General features: G+C 69.2%; 21 protein-coding genes. 5 read left to right on the top strand and 16 right to left on the bottom strand.

What is annotated here, in order from left to right; translation table 11 throughout:
- Position 1 precedes the first annotated feature (1 nt).
- Entirely contained in the window at positions 2–1,906 is a 1,905-nt protein-coding gene (locus FS845_RS03300; RefSeq protein ID WP_144630695.1) for an LTA synthase family protein, read from the bottom strand.
- Between the two features lie 315 nt (positions 1,907–2,221).
- On the bottom strand, positions 2,222–2,953 hold the full coding sequence (locus FS845_RS03295) for a FadR/GntR family transcriptional regulator (protein WP_144630694.1): 732 nt from the start codon (positions 2,951–2,953) through the stop codon (positions 2,222–2,224).
- Between the two features lie 137 nt (positions 2,954–3,090).
- On the opposite strand from FS845_RS03295, the gene FS845_RS03290 reads away from it, so the two are divergent.
- On the top strand, positions 3,091–3,993 hold the full coding sequence (locus FS845_RS03290) for an SMP-30/gluconolactonase/LRE family protein (protein ID WP_260986123.1): 903 nt from the start codon (positions 3,091–3,093) through the stop codon (positions 3,991–3,993).
- Between the two features lie 40 nt (positions 3,994–4,033).
- Here the strand turns inward: FS845_RS03290 and FS845_RS03285 are convergent, their stop codons facing one another.
- From FS845_RS03285 to FS845_RS03275, 3 genes are read right to left on the bottom strand one after another with little or no spacing between them, the layout of a single operon-like run.
- The gene (locus FS845_RS03285) at positions 4,034–5,386 is read right to left on the bottom strand and encodes a sensor histidine kinase (protein WP_144630693.1); all 1,353 of its coding nucleotides are present in this window, start codon (positions 5,384–5,386) and stop codon (positions 4,034–4,036) included.
- A gap of 58 nt (positions 5,387–5,444) precedes the next feature.
- The gene (locus FS845_RS03280; protein ID WP_144630692.1) at positions 5,445–6,152 is read right to left on the bottom strand and encodes a response regulator transcription factor; all 708 of its coding nucleotides are present in this window, start codon (positions 6,150–6,152) and stop codon (positions 5,445–5,447) included.
- 8 nt (positions 6,153–6,160) lie between these two features.
- The gene (locus FS845_RS03275) at positions 6,161–7,576 is read right to left on the bottom strand and encodes an FAD-binding oxidoreductase (protein WP_144630691.1); all 1,416 of its coding nucleotides are present in this window, start codon (positions 7,574–7,576) and stop codon (positions 6,161–6,163) included.
- Between the two features lie 251 nt (positions 7,577–7,827).
- Between FS845_RS03275 and FS845_RS03270 the strand changes: the two genes are divergently transcribed.
- Together FS845_RS03270 and pgi are read left to right on the top strand one after the other, a co-directional pair.
- Complete coding sequence (locus tag FS845_RS03270) at positions 7,828–9,213, top strand: phosphomannomutase/phosphoglucomutase (RefSeq protein ID WP_144630690.1); 1,386 nt, start codon at positions 7,828–7,830, stop codon at positions 9,211–9,213.
- 19 nt (positions 9,214–9,232) lie between these two features.
- On the top strand, positions 9,233–10,804 hold the full coding sequence (gene pgi, locus FS845_RS03265) for a glucose-6-phosphate isomerase (protein ID WP_144630689.1): 1,572 nt from the start codon (positions 9,233–9,235) through the stop codon (positions 10,802–10,804).
- Between the two features lie 45 nt (positions 10,805–10,849).
- On the opposite strand, the gene FS845_RS03260 is transcribed toward pgi, so the two are convergent.
- The 11 genes from FS845_RS03260 to coq7 form a co-directional block, all read right to left on the bottom strand.
- On the bottom strand, positions 10,850–11,278 hold the full coding sequence (locus FS845_RS03260; protein ID WP_144630688.1) for an ABZJ_00895 family protein: 429 nt from the start codon (positions 11,276–11,278) through the stop codon (positions 10,850–10,852).
- An 89-nt stretch (positions 11,279–11,367) separates the two neighbouring features.
- A complete protein-coding gene (locus FS845_RS03255) occupies positions 11,368–12,582 on the bottom strand; it encodes a glycosyltransferase family 4 protein (protein ID WP_144630687.1) in 1,215 nt (404 codons plus the stop codon).
- On the bottom strand, positions 12,579–13,742 hold the full coding sequence (locus FS845_RS03250) for a glycosyltransferase family 4 protein (protein WP_144630686.1): 1,164 nt from the start codon (positions 13,740–13,742) through the stop codon (positions 12,579–12,581). The genes FS845_RS03255 and FS845_RS03250 overlap by 4 nt, the downstream gene beginning before the upstream one ends.
- A complete protein-coding gene (locus FS845_RS03245; RefSeq protein ID WP_144630685.1) occupies positions 13,739–14,893 on the bottom strand; it encodes a glycosyltransferase family 4 protein in 1,155 nt (384 codons plus the stop codon). Before FS845_RS03245 ends, FS845_RS03250 begins: the two co-directional genes overlap by 4 nt.
- Complete coding sequence (asnB, locus tag FS845_RS03240; protein WP_144630684.1) at positions 14,890–16,836, bottom strand: asparagine synthase (glutamine-hydrolyzing); 1,947 nt, start codon at positions 16,834–16,836, stop codon at positions 14,890–14,892. The genes FS845_RS03245 and asnB overlap by 4 nt, the downstream gene beginning before the upstream one ends.
- 19 nt (positions 16,837–16,855) lie before the next feature.
- Complete coding sequence (locus tag FS845_RS03235) at positions 16,856–18,013, bottom strand: glycosyltransferase family 4 protein (RefSeq protein WP_144630683.1); 1,158 nt, start codon at positions 18,011–18,013, stop codon at positions 16,856–16,858.
- A 2-nt stretch (positions 18,014–18,015) separates the two neighbouring features.
- Positions 18,016–19,443 (bottom strand): murein biosynthesis integral membrane protein MurJ, encoded by a 1,428-nt coding sequence (gene murJ / locus FS845_RS03230; protein ID WP_144630682.1) that lies wholly within the window; start codon positions 19,441–19,443, stop codon positions 18,016–18,018.
- 144 nt (positions 19,444–19,587) lie between these two features.
- Positions 19,588–20,613, bottom strand: a complete 1,026-nt coding sequence (locus FS845_RS03225; RefSeq protein ID WP_144630681.1) for an SDR family oxidoreductase — start codon at positions 20,611–20,613, stop codon at positions 19,588–19,590.
- An 18-nt stretch (positions 20,614–20,631) separates the two neighbouring features.
- Positions 20,632–21,909, bottom strand: coding sequence for a Vi polysaccharide biosynthesis UDP-N-acetylglucosamine C-6 dehydrogenase TviB (tviB, locus tag FS845_RS03220; protein ID WP_144630680.1), 1,278 nt, complete (start codon positions 21,907–21,909; stop codon positions 20,632–20,634).
- 154 nt (positions 21,910–22,063) lie between these two features.
- Positions 22,064–23,167 (bottom strand): MraY family glycosyltransferase, encoded by a 1,104-nt coding sequence (locus FS845_RS03215; protein ID WP_144630679.1) that lies wholly within the window; start codon positions 23,165–23,167, stop codon positions 22,064–22,066.
- A 726-nt stretch (positions 23,168–23,893) separates the two neighbouring features.
- The gene (coq7, locus tag FS845_RS03210) at positions 23,894–24,565 is read right to left on the bottom strand and encodes a 2-polyprenyl-3-methyl-6-methoxy-1,4-benzoquinone monooxygenase (RefSeq protein ID WP_144630678.1); all 672 of its coding nucleotides are present in this window, start codon (positions 24,563–24,565) and stop codon (positions 23,894–23,896) included.
- A 187-nt stretch (positions 24,566–24,752) separates the two neighbouring features.
- Here coq7 and FS845_RS03205 point away from each other — a divergent pair, with 187 nt between their 5' ends.
- Positions 24,753–25,181, top strand: a complete 429-nt coding sequence (locus tag FS845_RS03205; protein WP_144630677.1) for an OsmC family protein — start codon at positions 24,753–24,755, stop codon at positions 25,179–25,181.
- A 42-nt stretch (positions 25,182–25,223) separates the two neighbouring features.
- Positions 25,224–26,210, top strand: coding sequence for a thymidylate synthase (locus FS845_RS03200; RefSeq protein WP_144630676.1), 987 nt, complete (start codon positions 25,224–25,226; stop codon positions 26,208–26,210).
- The last annotated feature ends 14 nt before the right edge of the window (positions 26,211–26,224 follow it).

The following is a 26,224-nucleotide window of genomic DNA, read 5'->3' as shown; positions in this document are numbered from 1 at the left end:
CCTACTTCACGCCTTCCGGCAGCTTGTAGCGCCCTTCCCGATACGCCCAGCTGGGCCACAGCGCATGCGCCAGGGCCTCGTCGGCCAGCGTGGGATCGACGGCGGCGTCGTCCAGGCCGTCCTCCTGGTCGTACGGCCGCCGCGTGTAGCGGTGCTGGTGCGGCGGCTTGCGCGGTTCGATCACCACCAACTGGTCGCCCTTCAGGTAGCCGTAGTTGTCGCCGAACTGCATGATGGCGCGGTTGGGATCGCGCTGCGTCAGGTCGGCGCCCAGCATGGGATTGACGTTGTCCACGCCCATCAGCGACAGCAGCGTGGGCGGCATGTCGATCTGGCTGACGATGCGCTCGTCGCGGCGCGGCGCGACGCTGCCGCCCAGGATCAGCGCGGGAATCTGGAAGTGGCGCACCGGCACCAGGCTGGCGCCCCAGGTGCGGGCGTCGTGGTCGGCGATCACCAGGAAGACGGTGTTGTCCCAGTACGGCGCGTGGCGGGCCTTGTCGAAGAACTGGCCGATGGCCCAGTCCGCGTAGCGCACGGTGTTGTCCACCGAGGCCGGTTCGCCCACGGGCGCGATGCGTCCCGCGGGATACTCCCACGGCGAATGGTTGCTGACCGAGAACGCCAGCGTGTAGGTGGGCTTGTCGCCGTCCATGCGCAGGCGCTTGTCCAGCTCGTTGAACATGTCCTCGTCCGAGGCGCCCCACGAACCGACGAAGGCCGGATTGGCGAACGACGCGCGGTCGACCACTTCGTTGAAGCCGTTGCCCAGGAAGAAGCCGCGCATGTTGTCGAAATGCGCCTCGCCGCCGTAGATGAAGCGGGAGTGGTAGCCGTGCCGCCCCAGCAGTTCGGCCATCGTGAAGAAGCCGGTCTGCGAACGCGGCAGCTTCAGCACGGCCTCGGCCACGGTGGGAAGGAAGCCGGCCGTCACGGCCTCCAGACCGCGCACCGAGCGCGTGCCCGTGGCGTAGGCGCGGCCGAACATCCAGCCCTCTTGCGCCAGGCGGTCGATGTTGGGCGTCAGGCCGCGGCCGCCCAGGCTGCCCACGTACTGCGCGCCCAGGCTTTCCTGCAGGATGATCACCACGTTCAGCGGCTTGTCGCGGCGCACGGTGGCCTGCTGACGGTGCAGGCTGGGATAGCGCGGGTCCAGCGGCGGGTCGGCGAAGCCGGCCGCGGCGCGCACGATGCGGTTGACCTCGTCGTCATCCATCCTGGGATAGACCGCCGCCGACGAGCGCTCGTCGCGCATGCGGTAGGCCGCGTCGAACACGCTGTACAGCGAGTTCAGCGCCAGCGTGTTCACCATGGCGTCGCTGCTGTAGGCCACGGTGGACGGATTGATGGGACGGTGCTGCAGCGTGCCGCGCACGCACAGCACGACCACGGCAAGAATGGCCAGGGTAGACAGCGGCCGCTTCCACCATTTCATGGCGGGGTCTTTCAGCCCCGTGGGAAACAGGCGGGTCGACAGCCAGGCAGCCAGCGCCAGCACGAGGAACGCCGCCAGCAGCACGCCCTTGTACCCTTCCCACAGCATCGCGCCGACTTCGCGCGGATGCACCAGGTATTCGAAGTACAGGCGATTGGGCCGCGTGTCGTATTCGGAGATGAACTGCGGGGTGGAGACCTCCAGCAGCACGATCAGCATCCACCAGGCGCGGAACCACCATGCCGTCAGCCGCGCGCCCCAGGGGCGATGGCCGCTCCAGGACGACAGCACGGCGGGCAGGCCCACGGCCATGGCCGTCAGGCACAGGTCGATGCGCAGGCCGCCCAGCATCAGGGGGCCCAGGCCGCCGGCCGCCTGCACGCGGTCCCACATCCAGACCGCCAGCGCCAGTCGGCTCGCGGTCAGCAGCAGCAGGACCGCAACGACGAAACGCAGGCTCAGGCGGCGCATGCGGCACCCCCGTGAAAATCATCCTGCCCGATTGCCCCTAGCCCTGTCGCGCGATCCGCGCGCGATTGCCCCGCACTGTCGACCATCCGGCCCTTCCCTGACGCAAAGCTGGAAAGGCTAAGCAACGGGGCGTCGAATTTTCGTCAAATTTCTGCCGATCCACCCAAATTTGTAACTATTCGGGTGTAGCGCGGATATCGGCGGTCGACCACGATGCCACGCGGAAGAGGCGAAGCGCCGAGCCTATCGTACGACGTCAGATGTCCAAGCGACCACAGGCGCGCCATAACCGGCGCCAGCGCGGCGTGCCGAGCCTCAGCGCTCGTCGCCCGCGCGGCGCAGCCGCTCGCGGCTGTTGCTCAGGTGCGTGCGCATGGCCGCGCGGGCGCCCTCGGCGTCCTGGCGGCTGATGGCTTCGTAGATGTCCTCGTGCTCGAGGTTGACGCGCGCCAGGTATTGCTCGCGGTTCTCTTGCGCGAAGCGCGCCGAATTGATGCGGGTGCGCGGGATGATGGCCGAGCCCAGGTGCGACATCAGGTCGGCGAAATAGCGGTTCTCGGTAGACTGCGCGATGAGCAGGTGGAACCGGAAATCGGGCGTGATGGCGTCGGTGCCGGCCTGCAGGGCCGTGCGGAATTCGTCGAGCGCGCGCCGCATGTCGGCCAGTTGCTCGGCGCTGCGGCGCTGCGCGGCCAGGCCCGCGGCCTCGCTTTCCAGGCAGATGCGCAGTTCGAGCAGCACCAGCACGTCGCGCACGGTGGCGATGTCGGCGGGGTCGACACGGAAATCGGCGCCGCCGCTGGGTTCCAGCGCATACGAGCCGACGCCGTGGTGCGTCTCGACCAGGCCGCTGGCCTGCAGGCGCGACAGGGCCTCGCGCACCACCGTGCGGCTGACGCCGAATTGGCGCATGATCTCGGATTCGGTGGGCAGTTTCTGGCCCGGCGGAATCTGGCCGCCGCGGATGCGTTCGGAGAAGTCCTCGACCAGGCCCTGGGCGAGATTGCGTGGACGACGCGGCGCAACGGCGGCAGGATCGGAAGTCATTCGAGGGTATCCCGGACGCAAGAAGCGCTTGAGGGGTAGAATTTTGCGGTCATTATACTGTTCGGGGGTTGTACGACGACACACCCCGGACTGATATTTACCCTGAGCTCGGCATCCCTCGTCCCGACGGAGTTCCCATGCGCTCTTCTCCTCCCGCCGGCCTCCACGTCGAGCGTATCGGCGCCATGCGATGCGGCGTCGGCGAAAGCCCGATCTGGCATCCCGAAGAACAGGCGATGTACTGGACCGACATCCCCGGCCGCACACTATGGCGCTGGCGGCCCGTCGATGCCCAGATCGCTCAATGGTCGCTGCCCGAGCAGGCGGGCTGCATCGCCATGCGGCCGGGCGGCTGGCTGCTGGCCATGGAAGACGGCATTCATGAACTGCCGCATCTGACGGCCGGACAGGCGGCTCCCCTGCCGCGCCGCGTCGCCACGATCCGGCATGCGGCGCCCGCGATGCGATTCAACGATGGTCGCTGCGACCGCCAGGGCCGCTTCTGGGCCGGAACGATGGTGCCCGACACGCCGCAGGCGCAGCCGCACGGTCGGCTGTACCGTTATGCCGACGGCCGGCTGGACACGCCCGTGGACCATGGCCTGATGGTGTCCAACGGCATGGCCTTCAGCCCCGGCGGCACGACCATGTACCTGTCCGACTCGCATGGGTCGCGCCAGATGGTATGGGCCTTCGACTATGACCCGGATACGGGGCTGCCAAGCCGCCGCCGCGTGTTCATTGCATCCCTGCCCGCCGGGCGGCCGGACGGCGCGGCCGTGGATGCCGATGGGTGCTATTGGATCTGCGGCAACGAGGCCGGCAAGGTGTACCGCTATACGCCGGACGGCCGCCTGGACCGCACGCTGTCGGTGCCGGTTCCGCGCGTTGCCATGTGCGCCTTCGGAGACAGCGACCTCTCCACGCTGTTCGTCACCAGCATCCGCGCGCCGGGCGCCGCCGACGACGCACCGGACGGCGCGGTCTACGCACTGCGGCCGGGCGTGCGCGGCCTGCCTGAAACCCCTTACGCAGGGTAGGCGGCACGCTGTTGCATCTTGGGAAGACGGCGCCGTCTTGCTACGAGAACCGCACCGTGAAGCACGTGCCGCGGTCGGGGCCGTCCACGGCGGACACCACGTCCAGCTTCCAGCCCTGCATGTCGCAGACCCGCTTGGCGATGGCCAGGCCCAGGCCGCGCGGCATCTCGTCGCCGGACGCGCCGGCCGCGTCGCGCAGCCGGCTGCTGTAGTAGCGCAGGAACACCAGCGGCAGCTCGGCGGACGGGATGCCACGGCCGTTGTCGCGCAGCGTCATGGTGCCTGGTTCGGCCATCGCCGCGCGCAGCGTGGCGGGCGCGGCATGCTCGATGGCGTTGCGCACCAGGTTGCGCAGCACGATCAGCAGCGCGTAGCGGTCCAGGGTGTACGTGGCGCCGGGCGCGATGTCGTTGTACATCGACAGGCCGGCGGCCGCGGCGGCGTCTTCCATGCCGCGCCAGGCGTCGTCCATGCACGAGGCCAGGTTGACCTCTTCCGCGCGGCCGGGCTTGTCGCTTGCCAGCGCGCGTGCGCTCTGCAGCGTGGCCACGATCACGTCGACGTTCTCCATGATGCGCTTGAGGCGCGTGCGCGGATCGTCGCGCAGGTCCTGCGTCAGCAGCACCATTTCGCTGTCGGAGCGGATGGCGGCCAGCGGCGTGCGCACCTCGTGGCTCAGGTTGGACGAAAACTCGCGTTCGCGCGCGATGTAGCGTTCGACCTGGCTCTGCACCCGGTTGAAGGCTTCCATCAGCTGTCCCGGCTCGTCGGTGCGGGCAGCCACGGGCAATTCGGATTCGGCCGGCGCCCATGCGCTCAGCCGGCGCGTGACCTCCAGCAGCGGCCCCACGGCCACGCCGGCCACGCGGCGCGACATGGCATAGGCCGCCACGATGCAGATCGCGCCCACGCCCAGCACGAACAGGCCGAAGTCGCGCACGCGCCCTTCGTTGTCGGTGGCGTCGTACACCACGTACAGCCGGCCCAGGGAGGTGTCGCTGACAGTGACGTGCCAGGTCTCGGGACCCGGCTCGATCAGGTGCAGGCCCGCGTCCAGGGGCCGCAGGGTTTCCGGGAAATCTTCGTCCGCCTCGACCTGCTGCTGCCCGGGACGGCGCAGCCAGGCGCGCATTGCGGCGCCCAGCTCGGTGGGCTGGTAACTGGGCACGTCCTCGTCGTTGGCCGCGATGTGCTGCAGCAGGCGCTGGGTCTCGTTGTTGAGGATGTCGTTGACCAGATCGTCTTCCATCTGGTCGAACGTGAGGTATGAGAGCAGGGCCAGGGCGGTCACGAAGACGGCCACCGTGCCCGTCAGCGCCCACACCACGCGCTGCGTCAGGGATGCGCGGCTCACCAGCGTACCTTCGCGCTTGAGGCGGCTCGGCGGGGTCATTCTGATATACCTCCGCGCTGCGCGCTCCGGTATTCGCCCTTGAGGCGGCTCGGCGGGCTCATGAATCCCGGGGCTCCTCGGTGAGGCGCCAGCCGGTGCCGTGCACGGTCTCGATGCCGTCGAAGCCGGCCTCGGCCAGCGCTCGGCGCAGCAGGTGCATCTGGCTGCGCAGCGCATAGGTGGACGGCGGCTCGTCGCCCCACAGCGCGTCTTCCAGTTCGGTGCGCTGGACCACGCGGCCAGGATCGCGCAGCAGGATCTCGACGATGGCCACCGATTTGCGCGCCAGGTGCACCGGCTTGCCGTGCACGCTGACCACGCGCGTGCGGCCGTCCATCTGCAGCGGGCCGAACTTGCGCACCGCGTTGACCACGCCGCCGCGCGAGCGCTGGATCAGCGCCAGCAGGCGCGCCTCGACCTCGGCCAGCGCGAACGGCTTGGTCAGGTAGTCGTCCACGCCGTGGGCGAAGCCGGCCAGCTTGTCGTCCAGCGTGTCGCGCGCGGTCAGCATCAGCACGGGCACGTCCAGGCGATGCTCGTTGCGCAGCGCATGCAGCACGGCATAGCCGTCCATGGCGGGCAGGCCCACGTCCAGCACCACGGCGTCGAACGGCTGGCGCGTCAGCATGGCCAGCGCGGTGCGGCCGTCGTACGCGGCGTCGCTGACGAAGCCGCGCACCTCCAGGTACGAGAACAGGTTGCCGGCGATGGTGAGATCGTCCTCGACGATCAGCACGCGGTAGCTGCGATTCTGCGGATCGGCCATGGCGGCTCCTAGGATTGCAGGACCTTGCCGGGATTGAACAGGCCATGGGGATCGAGCGCCTGCTTGATGCGCTTCATCAGGGCCAGTTCCACCGCGCTCTTGTAGCGCGGCAACTCGTCGCGCTTGAGCTGCCCCACGCCGTGCTCGGCGCTGATCGAGCCCTGGTGCGCCATCACGCTGGCATGCACCACGTCGTAGATGCGGGGCTGCAGGGCCAGCAGCTCGGCCTCGGTCTGGCCCGGGGCGCGCGCCACGTTGTAGTGCAGGTTGCCGTCGCCCAGGTGGCCGAAGATCACGTTGCGCACCTGGGGGAACTCGGCCTGCAGCAGCGAGTTGGTGGTGGCCACGAAGCCCGCGATGGCCGAGATCGGGATCGACACGTCGTGCTTCACGGCCTTGCCCAGCTCGGCCTCGGCCAGCGGAATGCTCTCGCGCAGGTGCCACAGGGCCTGGCTTTGCGTCAGGTTGGCGGCGATGGCCGCGTCGGTGACCAGTCCGTCCTCGATGGCGGCCGACAGCACGGCCTCGAAGCGTTCGCGCGCGTGGGTCTCGCTTTCGCTGTCGGACAGCTCCAGCAGCGCGAACCACGGCGATTGCGCGGACGCGCCCTCGAACGGCAGGCGCTGCTGGGGAAACAGCCTGACCACGCCCTGCAGGCAATCGCCCGCCATCAGTTCGAAGCCGGTCAGCGAGGCGCCGAAGCCGGCGCGGGCGCGCGACAGCAGCTCGACGGCCTCGGCCACGCCCGCCAGCGTCAACAGCGCGGTGCAGGTGGCGACCGGCCGCGGATACAGCTTGAGGGTGGCGGCGGTGATGATGCCCAGCGTGCCCTCGCTGCCCACGTACAGGTCGCGCAGGTCGTAACCGGTGTTGTCCTTGCGCAGGCCGCGCAGACCATTCCAGATCTCGCCCTCGGCGGTGACCACCTCCAGGCCCAGCGCCAGTTCGCGGGCATTGCCATAGCGCAGCACCTGGGTGCCGCCGGCGTTGGTGGCGAGATTGCCGCCGATGGTGCAGCTGCCCTGCGCGGCCAGGCTGAGCGGGAACAGGCGGCCGGCGCCTTCGGCGGCCTGCTGCACGGCCTGCAGCACGCAGCCGGCCTCGACCGTGATGGTGTCGTTGTCGGTGTCGATGGCCCGCACGCGGTTCAGGCGCGTCGTAGATAGCACCACCGCGCGGCCCGAACCGTCTGGCGTGGCGCCGCCGCACAGGCCGGTATTGCCGCCCTGAGGCACCACCGGCACCCCGTGCCGGGCGCAGGCCCGCACGACCTCGGCCACGGCCTCGGTGCTGCCCGGCCGCACCACGGCCAGCGCGGCGCCCTGGTAGCGGCGCCGCCAGTCCAGCACGTAGGGAGCCGCGTCCTCGCCTTGCAGCACGTGGTCCGGGCCCAGCAGGGTTTGCAGTTCGGATAGCAGCGTCATGGCGGGCACACTCGCAACGGACCCACGGGCCCGGGAATACGGAAATGCGGGCTATTGTAGGTTACGCCGTTTGGTGGAAGATGCCGGGCGGACGGCCCGCCGCCCAGGGAAAAACCTGCGGCCCGGGATACGACTGCAACGCCTGGTAATTTTCGCGCCCTATCCTTCGCTGCCGAATCGTAGATAATCGGTTTTGTAACGGCACCCCACGAGGGTCCGATCCGACTCTTACCCATTGCACGAGGCTTTCCGTGACCGATCAGGCGCAGTTTCCCGCTTCCGTCTTCAAGGCGTACGACATCCGGGGCACCGTTCCCGACCAGATCGATCCGGCATTCGCCCGCGGCCTGGGGCTTGCCCTGGCCGCGCGCGCGCGCCACGCTGGCATCGCCGCGGTGGTGGTCGGCCGGGACGGCCGGCTCAGCAGCCCGTCGCTGTCCGACGCGCTGGTGGACGGCCTGTGCGCCGGCGGCGTCGACACGCTGGACATCGGCCAGGTCCCGACCCCGCTGGTGTACTACGCGGCCTATACGCAGGGCACGGGCACCGGCGTGGCCATCACCGGCAGCCACAACCCGCCCAAGTACAACGGCTTCAAGATGATGCTGGGCGGCAAGGCCCTGTACGGCGACGAAGTGCAGGGCCTGCGCGCCGAGATGCAGCAGGCGCAGCCGGCGGCCCAGCGCGGCGCGCACCGCAAGCTGGACCTGATCCCCGAGTACGTGCAGCGCGTGGTGTCCGACGTCAAGCTGGCGCGCCCCATGAAGATCGCGGTGGACTGCGGCAACGGCGTGGCCGGCGCGGTGGCGCCCCAGCTGCTGCGCCAGCTGGGCTGCGACATCGACGAGCTGTACTGCGAGGTCGACGGCAACTTCCCCAACCATCATCCGGACCCCGCCGATCCGCACAACCTCGAGGCGCTGATCAAGCACGTGGCCGAGAGCGACTGCGAGATCGGCCTGGCCTTCGACGGCGACGGCGACCGCCTCGGCGTGGTCACCAAGTCCGGCCAGATCATCTGGCCCGACCGCCAACTGATCCTGCTGGCGCGCGACGTGCTCACGCGCGTGCCGGGCGGCACGATCATCTACGACGTGAAGTGCAGCCGACACGTTGGCCTGGCCGTCGAGGCCGCCGGCGGCGTGCCGCTCATGTGGCAGACCGGCCACTCGCTGGTCAAGGCCAAGCTGGCCGAGACGGGCGCACCGCTGGCCGGAGAGATGAGCGGCCACATCTTCTTCAAGGAACGCTGGTACGGCTTCGATGACGGCCTGTACACCGCGGCACGCCTGCTGGAGATCGTGTCGCGCAACGCCGATCCCTCGCAGGAACTGGAAGCGCTGCCGCAGGCCCTATCGACGCCCGAACTGAAGATCGAGATGGAGGAAGGCCAGCCGCACGCGCTGATCCGCCAGTTGCAATCGCAAGGCAGCTTCGACGGCACCACGCGCGTGGTCACCATCGACGGCGTGCGCGCCGAGTATCCGGACGGCTTCGGCCTGGCGCGCGCCTCGAACACCACGCCGGTGGTCGTGCTGCGCTTCGAGGCCGACGACCAGGCCGCGCTCAACCGCATCCAGGACAACTTCCGCCGCGAACTGCTCAAGCTCGCGCCGCAGGCCCGTCTCCCCTTCTGACGCCAACTGCTACGCCACGATGTCCACTTCACTGTCCTCGAGCCCGGCCTGGCTGGATTTCGTCCAGGCCGTACGCAGCGCGCCGCTTGACGGACGCCACTTGCGCATCCTGCCCGCCGGCGGCCTGCAGGTCGACCTGACGGCCCAACCGCACTCCCCCGCGCTGGACCAGGCCGGCGCCGCGCTGCTGTCGCAACAAGGCTTCGACGCCGCCCGCACGGGGCTGTTTTCCGGCGCCCACGTCAACTGGACCGAGGACCGCCCCGCCTGGCATACCGCCCTGCGCGCCACCGATCCCCCGGCCGCGGTGGCCGACACCGTGCTGGCTGAACGCCGGCACCTGCGCGAGTTCGTCGCCCAGGCCGACGCGGACCAGGCCTGGCGCCACGTCCTGCACCTGGGCATCGGCGGCAGCGACTGGGGCCCGCGCCTGGCCATCCAGGCGTTGCGCCACGCCGGCCTGAAACGCGACGTGCGCTTCGCGTCCAACGTCGACGCGCATGACGTCTGCTCGACCCTGGCCACGCTGGATCCGCGGCAGACGCTGATCATCATCGCTTCGAAATCCTTCACCACCACCGAACCCCTGGCCAACCTGGCGGTGGCGCTGGACTGGCTGCGCCAGGCCGGCGTGGCCGAGCCCATGAAGCAGGTCGTGGCGATCACCGCCAACGTCGAAGCCGCGCGTGGCGCAGGCATCCTCGACGGCCACATCTTCCCATTCTGGGAATGGGTGGGTGGCCGCTATTCGCTGTGGTCGTCCATCAGCCTGCCGGTGGCGCTGGGCCTGGGCTGCGACGCGGTCGAGCAGCTGCTGGCCGGCGCCGAGGCCATGGACCAGCACTTCCTGACCGCGCCGCCGGCCGAAAACGCGCCGGTGCAGATGGCGCTGGCGGGCCTGGCCAACCGCAACGTGCTGCACTATGGCTCGCTGGCCATCCTGCCGTATGACTCGCGGCTCGCGCACCTGGTGCCGTGGGCGCAGCAGCTGGAGATGGAATCGCTGGGCAAGGCCGTCACCGCCGACGGCTCGCCGGTCGGCGTCGACACCGGCCCGGTCGTGTGGGGCATGACGGGCACCGACTGCCAGCACACGTTCTTCCAGTGGCTGCACCAGGACGCCAAGGGCGCGCCGGTGGATTTCGTGGTGTGCCAGCAGGCCGACCACGAGCACGCGCAGAACCACCGCATCCTGATGGCGAACTGCCTGGCGCAGCGCGCGGCCATGCTCAGCGGCAAGCCGCTGGACGAGGCCCTGCGGGAAACCCAGGCGGCGGCCGGCGATCCGGCCCAGGCCGCCACCCTGGCCCGCCATCGCGTGCATCCCGGCGGCCGGCCGTCCACCCTGATCGTGCTGCCGCGGCTTACGGCACATGCGCTGGGCGCGCTGCTGGCGCTGTACGAGCACAAGGTGTTCACGCAGGGCGTGCTGTGGGGCATCAACCCCTTCGACCAATGGGGCGTCGAGTTCGGCAAGAAACTGGCGCAGCGCATCGTGCGCGAGCTGGACGTCGAAGGGGGCGGCGCGGAAGGCTGGGACGACGTATCCACGCAGCACTGGATCCGCTCGTTGGCGCAGTCGCCGCAGTAGGCACGCGCCTCCGGCGCACGCAGGCGGCCTGCCCCGAGCCCGGGCTCAGGGGGCGGTGCCGCCGATCCTGGCCTGTTCCTTCGCGTGCTGCCTGCCGATGAACCACACGAAGAACAGGATCACCAACACGTCGATCAGCGTGAAGAAGCCGATCACGGCGACGAAGGCGCCGACGTGCAGCGAGCCATCGCCGCCCAGACCCGCCTGCTGGAACGCCAGCAGCGTCGCGCCCAGCTGAAGCACTAGGTCGATCAGCACCATGCCGCCGATGGCCTGCAGCTTTTCCCGGCTGTTGAAATAGCGCCCGTTGTGCTTGGCGAAGCTCTGGCACACGGCCATGGTGGCCGTCAGCAGGGCGACGATGCGCACGGGTGTGGTGCTGGCGATGTGCAGCAGCAACAGCACCACGGTGAGGCCGACCAGCAGCCCGACGTAGATCAGCGCGAAACGCAGAAGCAGCTTGGGTATGGACATGCTGGTCGAGCCCATGGAATGAATGCATTGAACCGCATTGGACGGCCTGGCCGGAGCCAGGGCTGGCATCTGCCATTGGCAGGCAAGCGTCAGCCCCCGTTGCCAGCGCCGCCAGGTCCCGCCCGCTGCCGCTGGCGCGCGCCGCTGGCGCCTTTCACCAGCGCATCGTACACCTCGAGATGGCGCCGGTTCACGTCCTGGACGTCGAACTCCTGCTCGGCCAGTTCGCGCGCGGCGCGGCCCATGGCCAGCCGCAGCGCGTCGTCGGCCGCCAGCCTGGCGATGGCATCGGCCAGCGCGCCGGCATCCTTGGCCGGCACCAGCAGGCCCGTGCGGTCGGGCGTGATCGCGTCCCGGCATCCCGGCACGTCGGTGGTCACCACCGCGCGTCCGCAGGCCGCGGCTTCGAGCAAGGACTTGGGCAGGCCTTCGCGATACGACGGCAGCACCGCGATGTGGCTGGCCGCCAGCAGGCCGGCCACGTCGGCGCGCTCGCCCAGCACTTCGACGGCGCCGTCCTCGCGCCAGCGCGCCACGTCGGCCTCGGTGGCCGATGCCGGGTTGCCCGGATCGATGCCGCCCGCCAGCTGCATGCGCACCTCCAGGCCCTGCGCGCGCAGCCGGCGCGCGGCCTCGACGAACTCGCCCACGCCCTTGTCGCGCAGCAGCCGCGCCACCATCAGCGCAACCACGGGCTTGGGCGGCTCGGGCTCGGCCGGCCATTCGCGCAGGTCGACGCCGGATCCGCGGATCATCACCACCTGGCCCTCGCGCACCGCGCCCAGGCGGCGCAGCGTGTCGCGGTCGGCGGCGTTCTGGAAGATCACCCGGCTGTTGCGATGGCCCAGCGCCAGGCGGTACATCACGCCGACCACGCTGCGCACCAGGCGCGCCTTCGGTCCGGCGGACAGGAAGATGAAGCCCAGCCCCGAGATGGCGGCCACCATGCCGGGCACGCCGGCCAGCCGGGCCGCGATGCCGCCATACAGCACGGGCTTGATGGTGACCAGGTGCACCACGTCGGGCCGCACGCGCCGGAACAGTCGGAACATCGCCAGCATGGAGCCCAGCTCCTGCAGGGGCTGCTTGCCGCTGCGCGTCAACGGGATGACGTGGTGCGTCATGCCGCGCGCCACGATGTCGGCCACGGCGGGACCGTCCATGGTGGCCACGTGCACGTCCCAGCCGGCGGCCTGCGCCGCCAGCGCGGGCCACAGGCGGTGCGACATGAAGAAGGCCGGATTGTTGACCACGAACAGCAGGCGCCGCCGCGAGGCATCCGGATGCGGGCTGGGCGGGTTCATCGTCCTTCTCCTTCTGAAATGCGGCGCCACACCTCGACGTAGGCATCGACCATGCGCTGCAGGTCGAACATCTCGAGCACGCGCTGGCGTCCGGCCAGCCCGACGGCGTCCCGGCCGCGCACGGCAAGCTGGTCCAGCACCGCCTCGATGGCGTCGGCCAGCGCCGCCGGCTGCTCGGGCGGGGCGACAGGCCCCCCATCGCCCAGGATAAAGGCGGCATCGCCCACGTCGGTCACCACGCAGGGCGTGCCGCAGGCCATGGCCTCGGCCACCACGTTGGGAAAGCCTTCGGCGCAGCTGGACAGCACGTGCATGTCCAGCGCGTTCATCACGGCGGGCACGTCGTCGCTGGGGCCGGCCAGCAGCACGCGGCCGCGCAGGCCTTCGGCGTCGATCAAGTCGGCCAGTTCGGCATTGCTGGTGGCCATGCCGCGCCCGATCAGCACGCATTGCAGGCCGTGGTCGCGGCCTTCGCGCACCAGGCGGCCGATGGCCTGCAGCAGGTTGCGATGGTCCTTCAACGGATCCCAACGCGCCACGCAGCCGGCCAGCGGCACCTCGGGCGCCACCCGCCACAGCGCGCGCATGCGCTCGCGCGCCTCGGCATCCGGCGTGAAGCGCGCCAGGTCGTAGCCATTGGAGATCACCACCATGCGGTCGGCGCGGTAACCCAGCTCGCGGTGGCGCTCGGCGGCATCCTGCGCGGCGCATACGATGGCCCTGGGCACGCGGCCAGACAGCAGCGCGCACAGCTTCAGCACCAGCCGGGCCGAGCCGCTGCTGCGTTCGAGATGCGCGCCGGAGTTACGCACGCCCCAGGCCACCGCACGGATGCCGGCCACGCGCGCCACCACGCCACCGATCAGGTCGGCGTGATACATCCAGGTCTGCACGACCTGCGGCTGGATCCGCTTCATCAGCGCATGCAGGGCGCGCAGGCCGGCCAAGGTGACGCGGCTGCGCGGCATGTCCAGGGTATGCACCTCGATGCCCGCCGTGCGCAGGCGCGCGCCGTAGATGCCCTCGTCGGTCAGCGACACCACGATGTGCCGCACCGGCTGCACGGGATGCACCGCGAGACGGAACAGCACGGCCTCGGCGCCGCCCTGCCCCAGGCCGGTGATGACGTGCAGGATGGTGGGGCGGCCGGCAATGGTCATAGTCTGCCCTCCTGCCGCCGCGCGCCTCCCTCGTTCACGGAAGGTTTTCGCACGTCGGCGAACAGGCGGTCCCATTGCGCCAGCACGGCCGGCAAGGCGTAGCGGCCGCGCACCGACTGCGCGGCGCGCGTGCCCAGCTCGACGCGCAGGGCGGGATCGTTCATCAGCGAACGGACCGCATCGCGCAGGCCGGCCCGGTCGCCCAGGGGCACCAGCAGTGCGTCCTGGCCATCGCGGCTGATCTCGCGCGGACCGCTGGGGCAGTCGTAGGTGACGCAGGGCATGCCCAGCGCCATGGCTTCCAGCAGCACGTTGGGAAAGCCTTCCACCGAAGAGCTCATCACGAACGCGTGCGCCAGGCCCAGTTCTTCCCAAGGCGTCTCGGTGCGTCCCGGCATGAAGACCCGATCCTGCAGCCCGGCCGCCCGCACCTGCGCCTGCAGGGCCTCGCGCTGCGGGCCATCGCCCCACAGCCACAGGTCCCAGTCGGGATGCGTGGGCGCCAGCTCGGCGAACGCGGCGATCAGCTGGTCGAACTGCTTCTCGGGCACCATGCGCCCCATGCCGGCCAGGCGCTTGCGGCCGGCGGCCTGGTCCACCGGCACCAGCGGCGCGGCCGCGAGATCGGAAGGCAGCGGATTGGGGATGACGCTCAGGCGGCGGATGCCCGGCACCAGCCGCGCGAAAGGCTCGACGGTGGACTGCGCCTGCACCGTGACCATGTCGGCGCGCGGATACAGCATGCGGCGCAGCGCCGACAAACCGGGGCCCGCCGCGGCGGCCACGACGGGATTGGTGCGCTCGCACACGATGACCGGCACGTCCTGGCCGCGCGTGGCCAGGATGGCCGCGATGTTGACGTTGGTGAGGAAGGACACGACCACGTCCGGCGCGAACTCGCGGATCATGCCTCGCAGGGCCGCCAGGCGCCGCACCGCGGCCAGCGGGCCGCCGTCGCGCGTGCCCGCGCGGTCGGCCAGCCAGTGCAGCTGCACGTCGTCGGACAAGGGATAGAAGCAGGTGCCCTTGGAGGAATACGTGGGCACCAGGATGGCCGTGTCCCCGCGCGCCGCCCATGCGTTGACCAGGGTGGCCGCCACCCGCTCGGCGCCGCCGGCATGCATTGAACTGACCAGCAGCATGATCCTCATCGGGCCAGGGTCTCCTTGAGCTTGTCGGTGGCGGTGGAGGCGCCTTCGCGCCGGTGGCTGTCCAGCCAGGCCTGCATCATCAGCACGCCCCACAGGTGGCTGCTCCAGTTGCGGTGGCCGGACTTGTGTTCGCGCCATTTGCGCAGGATGGGTTCGGGCTCGAACCAGCCGTCCTGCCCCAGGCGCACGGGGTCGAGCAGGGCCTCGGCCCAGTCGCGCAGCGGACCGCGCAGCCACGACGCCAGCGGCACGGCGAAACCGCGCTTGGGCCGGTCGACCAGCGCCTGCGGCACGTGGCGGTACAACAGTTGGCGCAGCGCCCATTTGCCGGTGGCGCCGCGCACCTTGTACTGGAATGGCAGGCGCCACGCGAATTCGTAGACGCGGTGGTCCAGCAACGGCACGCGCGTTTCCAGGCTGACGGCCATGGCCGCGCGATCCACCTTGACCAGGATGTCGTCGGGCAGATAGGTCTGCGTGTCCAGCTTCATCATGGCCTCGAACACCGAGCCTTCCATGGGCTGCTGGAACAGCGAGGGAATCTCGTGGCCGCCCTTGACCACCTGGGCCGGATCGGGCCAGTACGACACGAACTGGCGGTAGAACTCGGCCTGGTAGTCGACGCTGAGCAGTTCGCCCAGCTTGCCGACCTTGCCGCGCCACGCGCCGCGCCCGGGCAGTTTCGTGGACGCGCGCAGCATGCCGCCGGCGGCATGGCGCAGCGGGCCGGGCAGGCGCTGGAATTTCGCGTACAGGTCGCGCACACGGAAATAACGCGAGTAGCCGCCGAACAGCTCGTCGCCGCCATCGCCGGACAGCGCCACCGTGACGTGCTTGCGCGCCATCTGCGTGACCAGGAAGGTGGGCAGCTGCGACGAGTCGGCGAAGGGTTCGTCGTACATGTCCGGCAGGCGCGGCACCACGGCCAGCGCGTCGTCGGGCGTGACGTACAGTTCGGTGTGCTCGGTGCCCAGGTACGCGGCCACGGCCTTGGCGTGCTCGGCCTCGTCGTAGGCCTTGTCGTGGAACCCGATGGAGAACGTGCGCACCGGCTGGGAGCTGCTGGCCTGCATCAGCGCCACGATGGTGGACGAGTCGATGCCGCCCGACAGGAAGGCGCCCAGGCTGACGTCGGACAGCATCTGCCCGCGCACGGCCTGGCCCAGCACCTGTTCCAGCGCGTCGACGGCCTGCGCGTCGGTGTCGAACGACAACGGATCGGCCAGGCCCCGGTCGGCCGCCTCGCGGGCCGACCAGTAGACGCGCGGCTCGGGCAGTTCGCGGCGGCCGGCCATGCCCTCATCGACTTCCAGCCACGTGCCCGGCGGCAGCTTGGCGATGCCCTGGTAGATGGACTGCGGCGCCGGGATGTAGTTGTGCCGCATGAACGAGGCCAGCGCATTGCGGTTCAGCTCGGCGCCGAACCCGGGGATGGGCGTGAGCGCCTTGAGCTCGGACGCGAACACGAGGTTGCCGCCCGAATAGCCGTAGTACAGCGGCTTCTCGCCCATGCGGTCGCGCGCCAGCGTCAGCTTGCGCGACTGGCGGTCCCACAGGGCGATGGCGTACATGCCCACGGCGTCCCGCAGGGTGGCTTCGACGCCCAGCGCGGCGAAACAGGCCAGCACGGTCTCGGTGTCGGAGTGGCCGCGCCAGTCGGGCGCGCGCCCGGCCTGCTCCAGGCTCAGGCGCATGTCGAGGTGGTTATAGATCTCGCCGTTGAGGATCAGCACGTATCGGCCGCACGCCGACACCATGGGCTGGTGCCCGGCCTCGGTCAGGTCCAGGATGGCCAGGCGCACGTGCGCCAGCGCCAGGCCGGCCGAGGCGTCTTCCCAATAGCCATTGCTGTCCGGGCCGCGGTGGCGGATGCGGCGGCAGCTTTCCGCCAGCACATCGCGCTTGTCGGCCAGGGGGCCCCAGATTCCCGCTATTCCGCACATGGTCTTGAACTCGCTTTTTTCATTGTGATGAGGCGCGCGGCGGCTTCCCGGTCGCCAGCGCATCGTCGAAAACCCGCCGCCACATGGCCAGCACGCGCTCGGCCGAAAAACGCTCGCGGGCGTCCACGGCCTGCACGGCCAGCGCCTGCCGCCGCGCCTCGTTGCCCATCAGGGCATCGAGCGCCTGCGCCAGCGCCGCGGTATTGCCGTTGGGCCGCACGAGCACGCCGTCGATGCCCTCGCGCACGATCTCGCGCGGGCCCGTGTCGCAGTCGAAGCTGACCGCGGCCAGGCCGCTGGCCAGCGCCTCGATCAGCGTATTCGACAACCCTTCGAAACGCGAACTGAGCACGTAGAGATCGGACTGCGCGTACCAATCGCCCACGTTGCCCGCGCGGCCCGGCATGGCCACGCGCGTACCCAGCCCGGCGGCGTCGATCTGCCGTTGCAGCGCCTGCCGCTGCTCGCCCTCGCCCAGCAGGACCAGGTCCCACGCGGGATGGCGCGGCGCCACCTGGGCATAGGCCTGCACCAGCAGGTCGAAGCCCTTGTCGGCATGCAGGCGGCCCACGGCCAGCAGGCGTCGCCGCCCGTCGGGCCGCGCCGCATCGAGGCGCGGCTCGCCCTGCGGCAGCGGCCAGCGCACGGCGTTGGGAATGACGGCCAAGCGCGAGCCTGGCACGTGCCGCTCGATCCATTGGGCCGTGCCGTCGGTCAGCGCGACCACCCGCGCCGCGCGCGGATAGGTGTAGCGGCGCAGGCGCTGCCACAGGCCGGACATGGCCTGCGACGGCGGATGCGCATGCTCGGTGGCGATGACGCGGCACGGCAGGCCGCGCGCGGCCAGCACGGCCAGCACGGACGCCGTGGTCATCATGCCCAGCACGATGTCGGGCGCGAACTCGCGCAGCACGGCGCGCAGGGCGCGCACGCGCCGCACGTTGGCCCACAGGCCGCGCAGACCGGCCGTGCCCAGCACGCGCCGCTGCACGCGCGCATCCAGCGCATACACGTCGCCCTCGCTGCCGGTCTGCGTGACCAGCATCACGTCGAGGCCCGCCTGTGCCCAGCCCGCGCTGAGATCGGCTGCCACGCGCTCGGCGCCGCCGCCCTGCAGCGAATGGATGAAGACCAGCACGCGCAAGGGGCGGCCGGCGGTCGCGGCTGTCGGTTTCATGGTCATGCCGTTCCCTTCGATTGCACGGGCGCGGCGGTGTCGGACACCAGCTCGTCCTCGTCCACCTTGCCGCCCTTGCCCGCGGGCGGCGTGGCCGGCGGCTGGCGCAGCGCCACGAAGGTGTAGCAGGCATAGGACAGCAGGTACATCAGACTGGTGGCCAGCATGATGCCCTCGGGCCCCATGCGCGGCGCCAGGTACAGCGTCATGCCGGCCTTCAGCGCGAAATTGGCCACGGCGATGGCCGCCATGATGCGATAGCGGCCCTGGCTGGCCAGCAGCTGCACCAGGATCAGGACGCCGAAATAGAACGGCAGCTGCAGCAGGCCCCAGCGCAGCACGCTGGCCACCGCGGCGGTGTTCTGAGCGGTAAAGGCGCCGCGTTCGAACAGCAGCGCCACGCCCCAGGGCGCCAGCAGCCAGCCTACGACCACGGCGCCCACGCCGGCGCCCACCATCAGCACCGACCACTTCAGCGCCATGGCGCGCGCGCGCACGGTGTCGCCGCGGCTCTGCACGTCGGCCAGCACCGGCAGCGCCGCGCGGCCCACCGAGGCCGCTCCCACGCCCAGCACCAGCGACAGCAGCCGCGTGGCATAGCCCAGCGTGGCGTTGGCGTTGCTGCCCAGGTTGGCGGCGGCATACTGGTCGATGGGACCGACGAAGCTCATGGCCACCTGGCCTATGGTCATCACGCCCAGCGCGGTCAAGAGGCCATGCCAATGCGGCGACGACAGCGACATGCGCGGCACGCCCCACAGCCCGCCGTCCGCGCGCGCGGCCAGCCAGGCCAGCCAGGCCACCTGGATGACGTAGCCGACCAGCGTGCCCCACAGCAGCGGCCCCACATTGTCGGAAGTGGTTGCCGCCAGCATCACCCACGCCAGCGTGGCCACGGCCGGCACGCTGTCCAGCAGCGTGTTCACGTGGCGCTCGTGCGCGCGCAGGCGCGCCGCGCTGATGCCGGCGATCAGCAGCAGCGCCGATACCGGCACGAAGGCGTACAGCAGTTCGTGCGTCATGCCCTCGACCGTGGGCGACAGGCCAGGGCCCAGCCACCGCAGCACCCAGGGCCAGGCCACGGCCGTCAGCACCGCCAGCGCGATGCCGACCAGCAGCGTGATGCCCTGCAACTCCTGGACGAAGCGGTCGCGCTCGTGTGGCGGCGTGCGCCGCAGCTTCACCAGCACGGGGATCAGCACGACCGACAGCGAGCCCACCAGGGTGACCGGCAGCCAGTTGGCCATGGTGAGGGTGAACTGGTAGGCGTCGACGGCGTCGCTGATGCCGTAGCGGTACGCCACGGCCATTTCCTTCAGCGCGCCGGCGGCCTTGCCCAGGATCAGGAAGACCGCCACCCGGAACGCACCCCTGAAGATGCGCTGATGGTCCGGGTGGACATTCTGGAAGCGGCGGATGATCGCTTTCAAATCGAGCCGTTCACGGTGCTGCACGCCCCCGCAGGCGCATGAAAGAACCCGACCCGAGCCAGGGCACCGCGGATCCGGCTTTGCCGGTCCGCCAGTGCCGCCCCCTGGGGGGCGCGCGACAGCGCGTAGGGGGGGGCCTTCATCCTAGCGCAGGAACTGCGTGTACCAGGGCATGGCGGTCTCGAGGCCGCGCAGGATGTCGTAGGCCGGCTGGTAGCCCAGCAGCTTGCCGGCCTTGCCGATGTCGGCCTGCGAATGCCGCACGTCACCCGCCCGGAAGTCGGCGTACTGCGCCGATTTCTCGTAGCGCACGCCCTGCTGGGCCAGCGTCTGCTTCAGGAAGTCGAACAGCTGGTTCAGCGTGGTGCGGCCGCTGTAGGCCACGTTGTACACCTGGTTCACGCCTTCCGGCTGCGCCAGCGAGGCCAGCAGGTTGGCCTGCACCGCGTTCTCGACGAAGCAGAAGTCGCGGCTGGTCTCGCCGTCGCCGTTGATGACGACGTCTTCGTTGCGGATCATCGCGGCGGTCCACTTGGGGATCACCGCGGCATAGGCCCCGTTGGGATCCTGCCGCTTGCCGAACACGTTGAAGTAGCGCAGGCCGATGCTGCCGAAACCGTACGAACGCGCGAACACGTCGGCGTACAGCTCGTTGACGTACTTGGTGACGGCGTACGGCGACAGCGGCTTGCCGATGCGGTCCTCCATCTTCGGCAGGTCGGGATGATCGCCGTAGGTGGAGCTGGACGCGGCGTACACGAAGGACTGCGCCTTCGCGTCGCGCGCGGCCACCAGCATGTTCAGGAAACCCGAGATGTTCACCGCGTTGGTGGTGACCGGGTCCTTCAGCGAACGCGGCACGGAGCCCAGCGCCGCCTGGTGCAGCACGTGCTGCACGCCCTGCGCCGCCTTCTGGCAGGTCTCCGGGTCGCGGATGTCGCCCTCGATGAGGGTGAAGCGCGCCCACTGCTGGGGCGACACGCTGCGCTGCACTTCGTCGAGATTGTGGCGATGGCCGGTGGCGAAGTTGTCGAGGCCGACGACTTCCTGGTCCAGCGCCAGCAGCGTCTCCAGCAGGTTGGAGCCGATGAAGCCCGCGCAGCCGGTTACCAGCCACTTGCGGGGCTGTTGGCGCAGTTGCGCGAGGATCTCTTCGTACCGCTTGCTCATTCGCTCTCCTTGTTATCTTTACAGGCGCAGGTCGGAGTCCTGCGTCGGCAGCACGTACTTCAGGTCGTACAGCACGTGCGCGGACTTGCCCAGCTTGCGGATCGCCTGCGCGCCCATCTCGACGAACTGATGGTGCGACACGGCCAGGATGATGGCATCGTAGGTGCCTTCCTTGGGCTGCGCGATCGGCGTGAAGCCGTACTCGTGCTGCGCCTCGTCGGCATCGACCCACGGATCGTACACGTCGACCGCGACGTCATAGTCGCCCAGTTCCTTCACGATGTCGACCACGCGGGTGTTGCGCAGGTCGGGGCAGTTTTCCTTGAAGGTCAGGCCCATCACCAGCACGCGCGCGCCCTGCACGTGGATGCGCTTCTTGGTCATGCACTTGACCAGCTGCGACACCACGTAGCCGCCCATCGAGTCGTTCAGGCGGCGGCCGGCCAGGATGATCTCCGGGTGGTAGCCGATGGACTGCGCCTTGTGCGTCAGGTAGTACGGGTCCACGCCGATGCAGTGGCCGCCCACCAGGCCCGGACGGAACGGCAGGAAGTTCCACTTGGTGCCGGCAGCCTGCAGCACGGCTTCGGTGTCGATGCCCATCTTGTTGAAGATCAGGGCCAGTTCGTTGATCAGGGCGATGTTGACGTCGCGCTGCGTGTTCTCGATGACCTTGGCGGCCTCGGCCACGCGGATGCTGGACGCCTTGTGCGTGCCGGCGGTGATGATCTCGCCGTATAGCGTGTCGACCAGGTCCGCCACTTCCGGCGTCGAGCCCGAGGTGACCTTCTTGATGGTGCTGACGCGGTGCGCCTTGTCGCCCGGGTTGATGCGCTCGGGGCTGTAGCCGGCGTAGAAGTCCTCGTTGAACTTCAGGCCCGACACGCGTTCGAGCACGGGCACGCAGTCTTCCTCGGTGGCGCCGGGGTAGACGGTGGATTCGTAGATGACGATGTCGCCGCGCTTGAGCACCGCGCCGATGGTTTCGCTGGCCTTGATCAGGGGCGTCAGGTCGGGGCTCTTGTACTCGTCGATGGGCGTGGGCACCGTGACGATGTACACGTTGGCGGCCTTCAGGTCTTCGCGCTGGGCGGTGTACGACAGATGCCTGGCCTCTGCCAGCTCCTGGTCGTCGACCTCCAGCGTGTGGTCGTGGCCGGCCTTCAGCGCGTCGATGCGGCGGGTGTTGATGTCGAAGCCGATCACGGAGCGCTTCTTGCCGAACTCGACGGCCAGCGGCAAACCGACGTAGCCGAGACCGACGATGGCCAGTTTCACATCCTGGATACGCAACATAACTCTTCCTCTTCTGGGTAAATCAGAACCGGATCACGGTTCATAGGAAAGCGTGGGGCCGAGTACCGCGCACGGCGGACCCGCGGGCGGGAAGGTGCCGCCGCGCTGCGGCCGGCAACCGGCCACGTTGACCCCACGTAAGGAAACCACTGCCTCAGGGCGTGCGCAGCACCGACGGCAGCAACAGCCAGCCCGGACGGCGCCAGGACACCAGGCGCATATACAGCCAGGTGTAGACGCTGGCGAACACGACCAGGCTGCCGCACAGGAACCAGGCGTTGTCCCACCAGATGGTGGCGGGCACCAGGCCGATCAGGGCCAGCACCCACATGTACGGGGATGCCATGGCATTGCACAGCGCGGGCACCGCATGGCGGCGGCCCCGGCTGAACGTGACGCGCACCAGGCGGCGGAACACCAGCTGGTGCAAGTGCAGCGCATCCGGCTGGTCGACCGGCACGCCGCGCTTGAAGCGGCGCCGCCAGATCGAGAAGCCAGTCTCGAAGACGGGATAGAACAGGACGGCCAGCGCGTAGAACGGCGACACCGACGGATTGCGCACGACCAGCAGCACGGCCAGTTCAGCCAGCATGAAGCCCAGGAAGTACGCCCCGCCATCGCCCAGGAAGACGCGGCCGAACGGGAAGTTCCATACCAGGAAGCCCAGCGTGGCCGAGGCCAGCGCGGCGGAAATCATGAAGATCGGGGCGTCGCCGACTTGCAGGGCCACCAGGCTGATGGACACCGCCATCAGCGTGGCCACCATGCCGGCCAGGCCGTTCATGCCGTCGACGATGTTCAGGGCGTGCGTGCAGCCGCCCACGGCGAACATGGTGAACAAGAGGGAAACGGGCCAGAACGACAGCACCCAGTCGGCCCAGTAGATGCCGACCTTGCTGACACCGCCCATGAGCCACCAGGCGATGGCGGCCGAGCCGAACGCGGCCAGCAGGCGGCGGCTGGCGCCGATGTCCTTGGTGATGTCTTCGAGCAGGCCGGCCACGAATACGGGCAACGCCGATACGAACAAAGCGGGCCACAGCCAGGTCAGCGTCATGTTGCTGGGGCCGAGCACCAGCAGGCCCGCCAGCGAGCCGGCCAATACGGCCAGCCCGCCGACGCGCGGCGTGGCGCGTGCATGCGAGGCCTGCGGCTTATTGAAGTCGCTGTCGCCCGTGAAAGCGCCGTGCCAGCGCTCGGACGCCACGATGAGTCCCCCCACCATGAACGCGACCACGCAGATATACAGCCAGGTCACTGATTCACCTTTCTCTGGTCTAGCGAGACAGGGCTGCCATTATGGACGGCAGGTGTAACGCGGGTATATGGCGCCACCATAGAAGTGCAAGTCCAGGGTAAACAACGTAACAGAGGCCAAAAGTGCGACCTTTGCCGCAACCCTGAAACATGGGACCGGGCGCCGCGGACGCGGCGGGACCGCGATTGGGCGCATTGTAACGTCGGGGAAAACCAGCAGGGGCAACCCGCAACCCCTGCAATTGGGGACGGATTAAAGAAAGATAAAAAAAAGCCCGAGATCGTGAGATCTCGGGCTAAATCCACCAAAGGAGGAGGGTGGAGGAGACAACCGTGGCATGTCGGGGTTGGGCATTTGCCAGAACCGCTGCAACCGGGGTTTTGCACCGCGCCGTTTGCGTTTCGACATCCGATGTACGAATCTTACCTAATCGATTTGTGCGATGCAAGAATTTTTTTGAGAGCTGCGGCAGAAATGCCGCACGTTGCGAAAACGCATCAGGATTGGACGAAATTTCCGTCCACTGCGACATCCCCTCCTGGGAAATATCCAAATTCCTGTCGGATCGTCCGGCAAATGCCTGGGCTTACCCTTACACGCAAACCCTAGGCACGGCGCGCAATCTCGCGTGCTAGCCCAAAAGCGGCACAGGTGGGGTGGCCCCTTTTTTTGCGCATCGCACCATTCCCTGCCGCCATCAGGGTCTTCATACCCCCATCAAGGTCTTCACACCCAATAGGCGGTGCCGGTCATCACCTTGGACATGGCGCGCATGGCGCCCCGCACCGGGGCGGACAGCGGCACGCCCCCGGCCCGCTCGGCGCTGGCGCGGTGCGCGGCTTCCTCGTCGCGCATCTGGCGCACGATCTGGCGCGAGCGCTGGTCCTGCTCGGGCAGCGTGCGCAGGTGTCTGTCCAGGTGTTCCTCGACCTGGCGCTCGGTCTCGGCCATGAAGCCCAGGTTGCGCGGCGCCCCGGCGGCGCTGGCCAGCACGCCCAGGGCGAACGAGCCGGCGTACCACAGCGGATTCAGCAGGCTGGGCCGGCTGTTCAGTTCCCGCAGGCGGCGATCGCACCAGACCAGGTGGTCGACCTCTTCGGCTGCGGCCGAATGCATCAGGTTGCGCGCCGCCTCGTCGCGGCACGCCACGGCCTGGCCGCGGTACAGCGCCTGCGCGCAGACCTCGCCCACGTGGTTGACCCGCATCAGGCCGGCCGCATGGCGGCGCTGCCGCTCGTCCAGGGTGTCGGCCGTCTCGGGCACGTCGGCGGGATAGGGCCGGCTGGCGGTGGCCGCGCCGGACAGCACGCGCAGTGCGCGGTCGGCCTCGCCCAGCAATGCATCCAGCCGCCCGGCGCGGCGCACGAAAGACGGGGCGGGAACGAAAGGCGCTGGCATAAGGACTCCTTGTACGGTGGCCTGCCCCTGACGGCGGGCAGGACTCTGGTCCCCGGATTGTAAGGGGGCGGTATCATCGGTTTTTGATCTGGATCCAGCCCCGCAACGGGCGTGCCCGGCACGGCCCGGGCGGATACCGGCCTCTCTCTTACATACGCGGCGCAGCGCGCGCCGCCAAGGAACGAAGATGGAATGCACGATCGATTGGGGCGGCCCCTCCGGCATGCTGTTCACGGCCAGCACGGGCAGCGGCCACGTGGCCGTGATGGACGGCGCAGTGGACGGCGGCGGCCACAACCTGGCGCCCCGCCCCATGGAAATGCTGCTGGCCGGCACCGGCGCCTGCACGGCCTACGACGTGGTGCTGATCCTCAAGCGCGGCCGCCACGCCGTCACCGGCTGCAGCGTCAGGCTCGAGGCCGACCGCGCCGAGACCGACCCCAAGGTCTTCACCCGCATCAACTTCGCGTTCACCGTCACCGGGCGCGACCTGCCGCGCGCCGCAGTGGAACGCGCCGTGCAGCTGTCGCACGAGAAGTACTGCTCGGCATCGGCCATGCTGGCCAAGACGGCCGAACTGGGCTTCACCGTCGAGATCGTCGACAGCCAGGCCTGAATATCGCAACACCCGTGCGGCGCACGGCATGAAAGGAACACCATGAAGCAATACCTTGCCCTCGTCCAGGACGTCTTCGACAACGGCACCTGGCAGGAGAACCGCACCGGCATCCGCACGCTCAGCATGCCCGGCGCGATGATGAAGTTCGACCTTCAGCAGGGGTTCCCGGCCGTCACCACCAAGAAACTGGCGTTCAAGTCGGCCATCGGCGAACTGGTGGGCTTCATGCGCGCCAGCCGCAACGCCGCCGAGTTCAACGCGCTGGGCTGCAAGGTCTGGGACCAGAACGCCAACGAGAACGCGGCGTGGCTGGCCAATCCGTACCGGCTGGGCGAAGGCGACCTGGGTCCGGTCTACGGCGTGCAATGGCGCAATTGGCCCGCCTACAAGACCATCTCGCTGGGCCAGCCGCACGGCGAAGCCCAGATCGCCGACGCCCTGGCGCGCGGATACCGCCGCGTCGCGGTGCTGGACGAGGATTCCCGTGAAGCGGCCAGCGTGCTGCTGTACAAGCCCATCGACCAACTGCGCACCTGCCTGGACACCATCATCAGCGACCCGGGCAGCCGCCGCATCCTCTTCCACGGCTGGAACTGGGCGCAACTCGAGGAAATGGCGCTGCCGCCCTGCCACCTGCTCTATCAGTTCCTGGTGAACCCGGCCAAGCGCGAGATCTCGCTGTGCCTGTACATCCGCTCCAACGACCTGGGCCTGGGCACGCCCTTCAACCTGACCGAGGGCGCGGCGCTGCTGCACCTGGTCGGCCGGCTGACGGGCTACACGCCGCGCTGGTTCACGTATTTCATCGGCGACGCGCACATCTACGAAAATCACGTCGACATGCTGCGGGAGCAACTGCGCCGCGAACCCTACGAGGCCCCCAGGCTGGTGCTGTCCGACCGCATTCCCGACTACGCGCAGACCGGCAATTACGAACCCGAGTGGCTCGAACGCATAGAACCGTCGGACTTCCAGCTCGAGGGCTACCGCCACCATCCGCCGCTGACGGCCCCGATGGCCGTCTGAGTCCACGTCTCTTC

This window comes from Bordetella genomosp. 13, assembly GCF_007679965.1.
GTDB lineage: Bacteria > Pseudomonadota > Gammaproteobacteria > Burkholderiales > Burkholderiaceae_B > Bordetella.
The sequence above is the reverse complement of the archived record's forward strand: the minus strand, read 5'-3'. Positions and strand labels throughout refer to the sequence as shown.

Bases quoted from the DNA above. Each gene is read 5' to 3' on its own strand.
- FS845_RS03300 (WP_144630695.1), bottom strand. From the start codon at position 1,906: ATGCGCCGCCTGAGCCTGCGTTTCGTCGTTGCGGTCCTGCTGCTGCTG.
- FS845_RS03295 (WP_144630694.1), bottom strand. From the start codon at position 2,953: ATGACTTCCGATCCTGCCGCCGTTGCGCCGCGTCGTCCACGCAATCTC.
- FS845_RS03290 (WP_260986123.1), top strand. From the start codon at position 3,091: ATGCGCTCTTCTCCTCCCGCCGGCCTCCACGTCGAGCGTATCGGCGCC.
- FS845_RS03285 (WP_144630693.1), bottom strand. From the start codon at position 5,386: ATGACCCCGCCGAGCCGCCTCAAGCGCGAAGGTACGCTGGTGAGCCGC.
- FS845_RS03280 (WP_144630692.1), bottom strand. From the start codon at position 6,152: ATGGCCGATCCGCAGAATCGCAGCTACCGCGTGCTGATCGTCGAGGAC.
- FS845_RS03275 (WP_144630691.1), bottom strand. From the start codon at position 7,576: ATGACGCTGCTATCCGAACTGCAAACCCTGCTGGGCCCGGACCACGTG.
- pgi (WP_144630689.1), top strand. From the start codon at position 9,233: ATGTCCACTTCACTGTCCTCGAGCCCGGCCTGGCTGGATTTCGTCCAG.
- FS845_RS03260 (WP_144630688.1), bottom strand. From the start codon at position 11,278: ATGTCCATACCCAAGCTGCTTCTGCGTTTCGCGCTGATCTACGTCGGG.
- FS845_RS03255 (WP_144630687.1), bottom strand. From the start codon at position 12,582: ATGAACCCGCCCAGCCCGCATCCGGATGCCTCGCGGCGGCGCCTGCTG.
- FS845_RS03250 (WP_144630686.1), bottom strand. From the start codon at position 13,742: ATGACCATTGCCGGCCGCCCCACCATCCTGCACGTCATCACCGGCCTG.
- FS845_RS03245 (WP_144630685.1), bottom strand. From the start codon at position 14,893: ATGAGGATCATGCTGCTGGTCAGTTCAATGCATGCCGGCGGCGCCGAG.
- asnB (WP_144630684.1), bottom strand. From the start codon at position 16,836: ATGTGCGGAATAGCGGGAATCTGGGGCCCCCTGGCCGACAAGCGCGAT.
- FS845_RS03235 (WP_144630683.1), bottom strand. From the start codon at position 18,013: ATGAAACCGACAGCCGCGACCGCCGGCCGCCCCTTGCGCGTGCTGGTC.
- FS845_RS03225 (WP_144630681.1), bottom strand. From the start codon at position 20,613: ATGAGCAAGCGGTACGAAGAGATCCTCGCGCAACTGCGCCAACAGCCC.
- tviB (WP_144630680.1), bottom strand. From the start codon at position 21,909: ATGTTGCGTATCCAGGATGTGAAACTGGCCATCGTCGGTCTCGGCTAC.
- coq7 (WP_144630678.1), bottom strand. From the start codon at position 24,565: ATGCCAGCGCCTTTCGTTCCCGCCCCGTCTTTCGTGCGCCGCGCCGGG.
- FS845_RS03205 (WP_144630677.1), top strand. From the start codon at position 24,753: ATGGAATGCACGATCGATTGGGGCGGCCCCTCCGGCATGCTGTTCACG.
- FS845_RS03200 (WP_144630676.1), top strand. From the start codon at position 25,224: ATGAAGCAATACCTTGCCCTCGTCCAGGACGTCTTCGACAACGGCACC.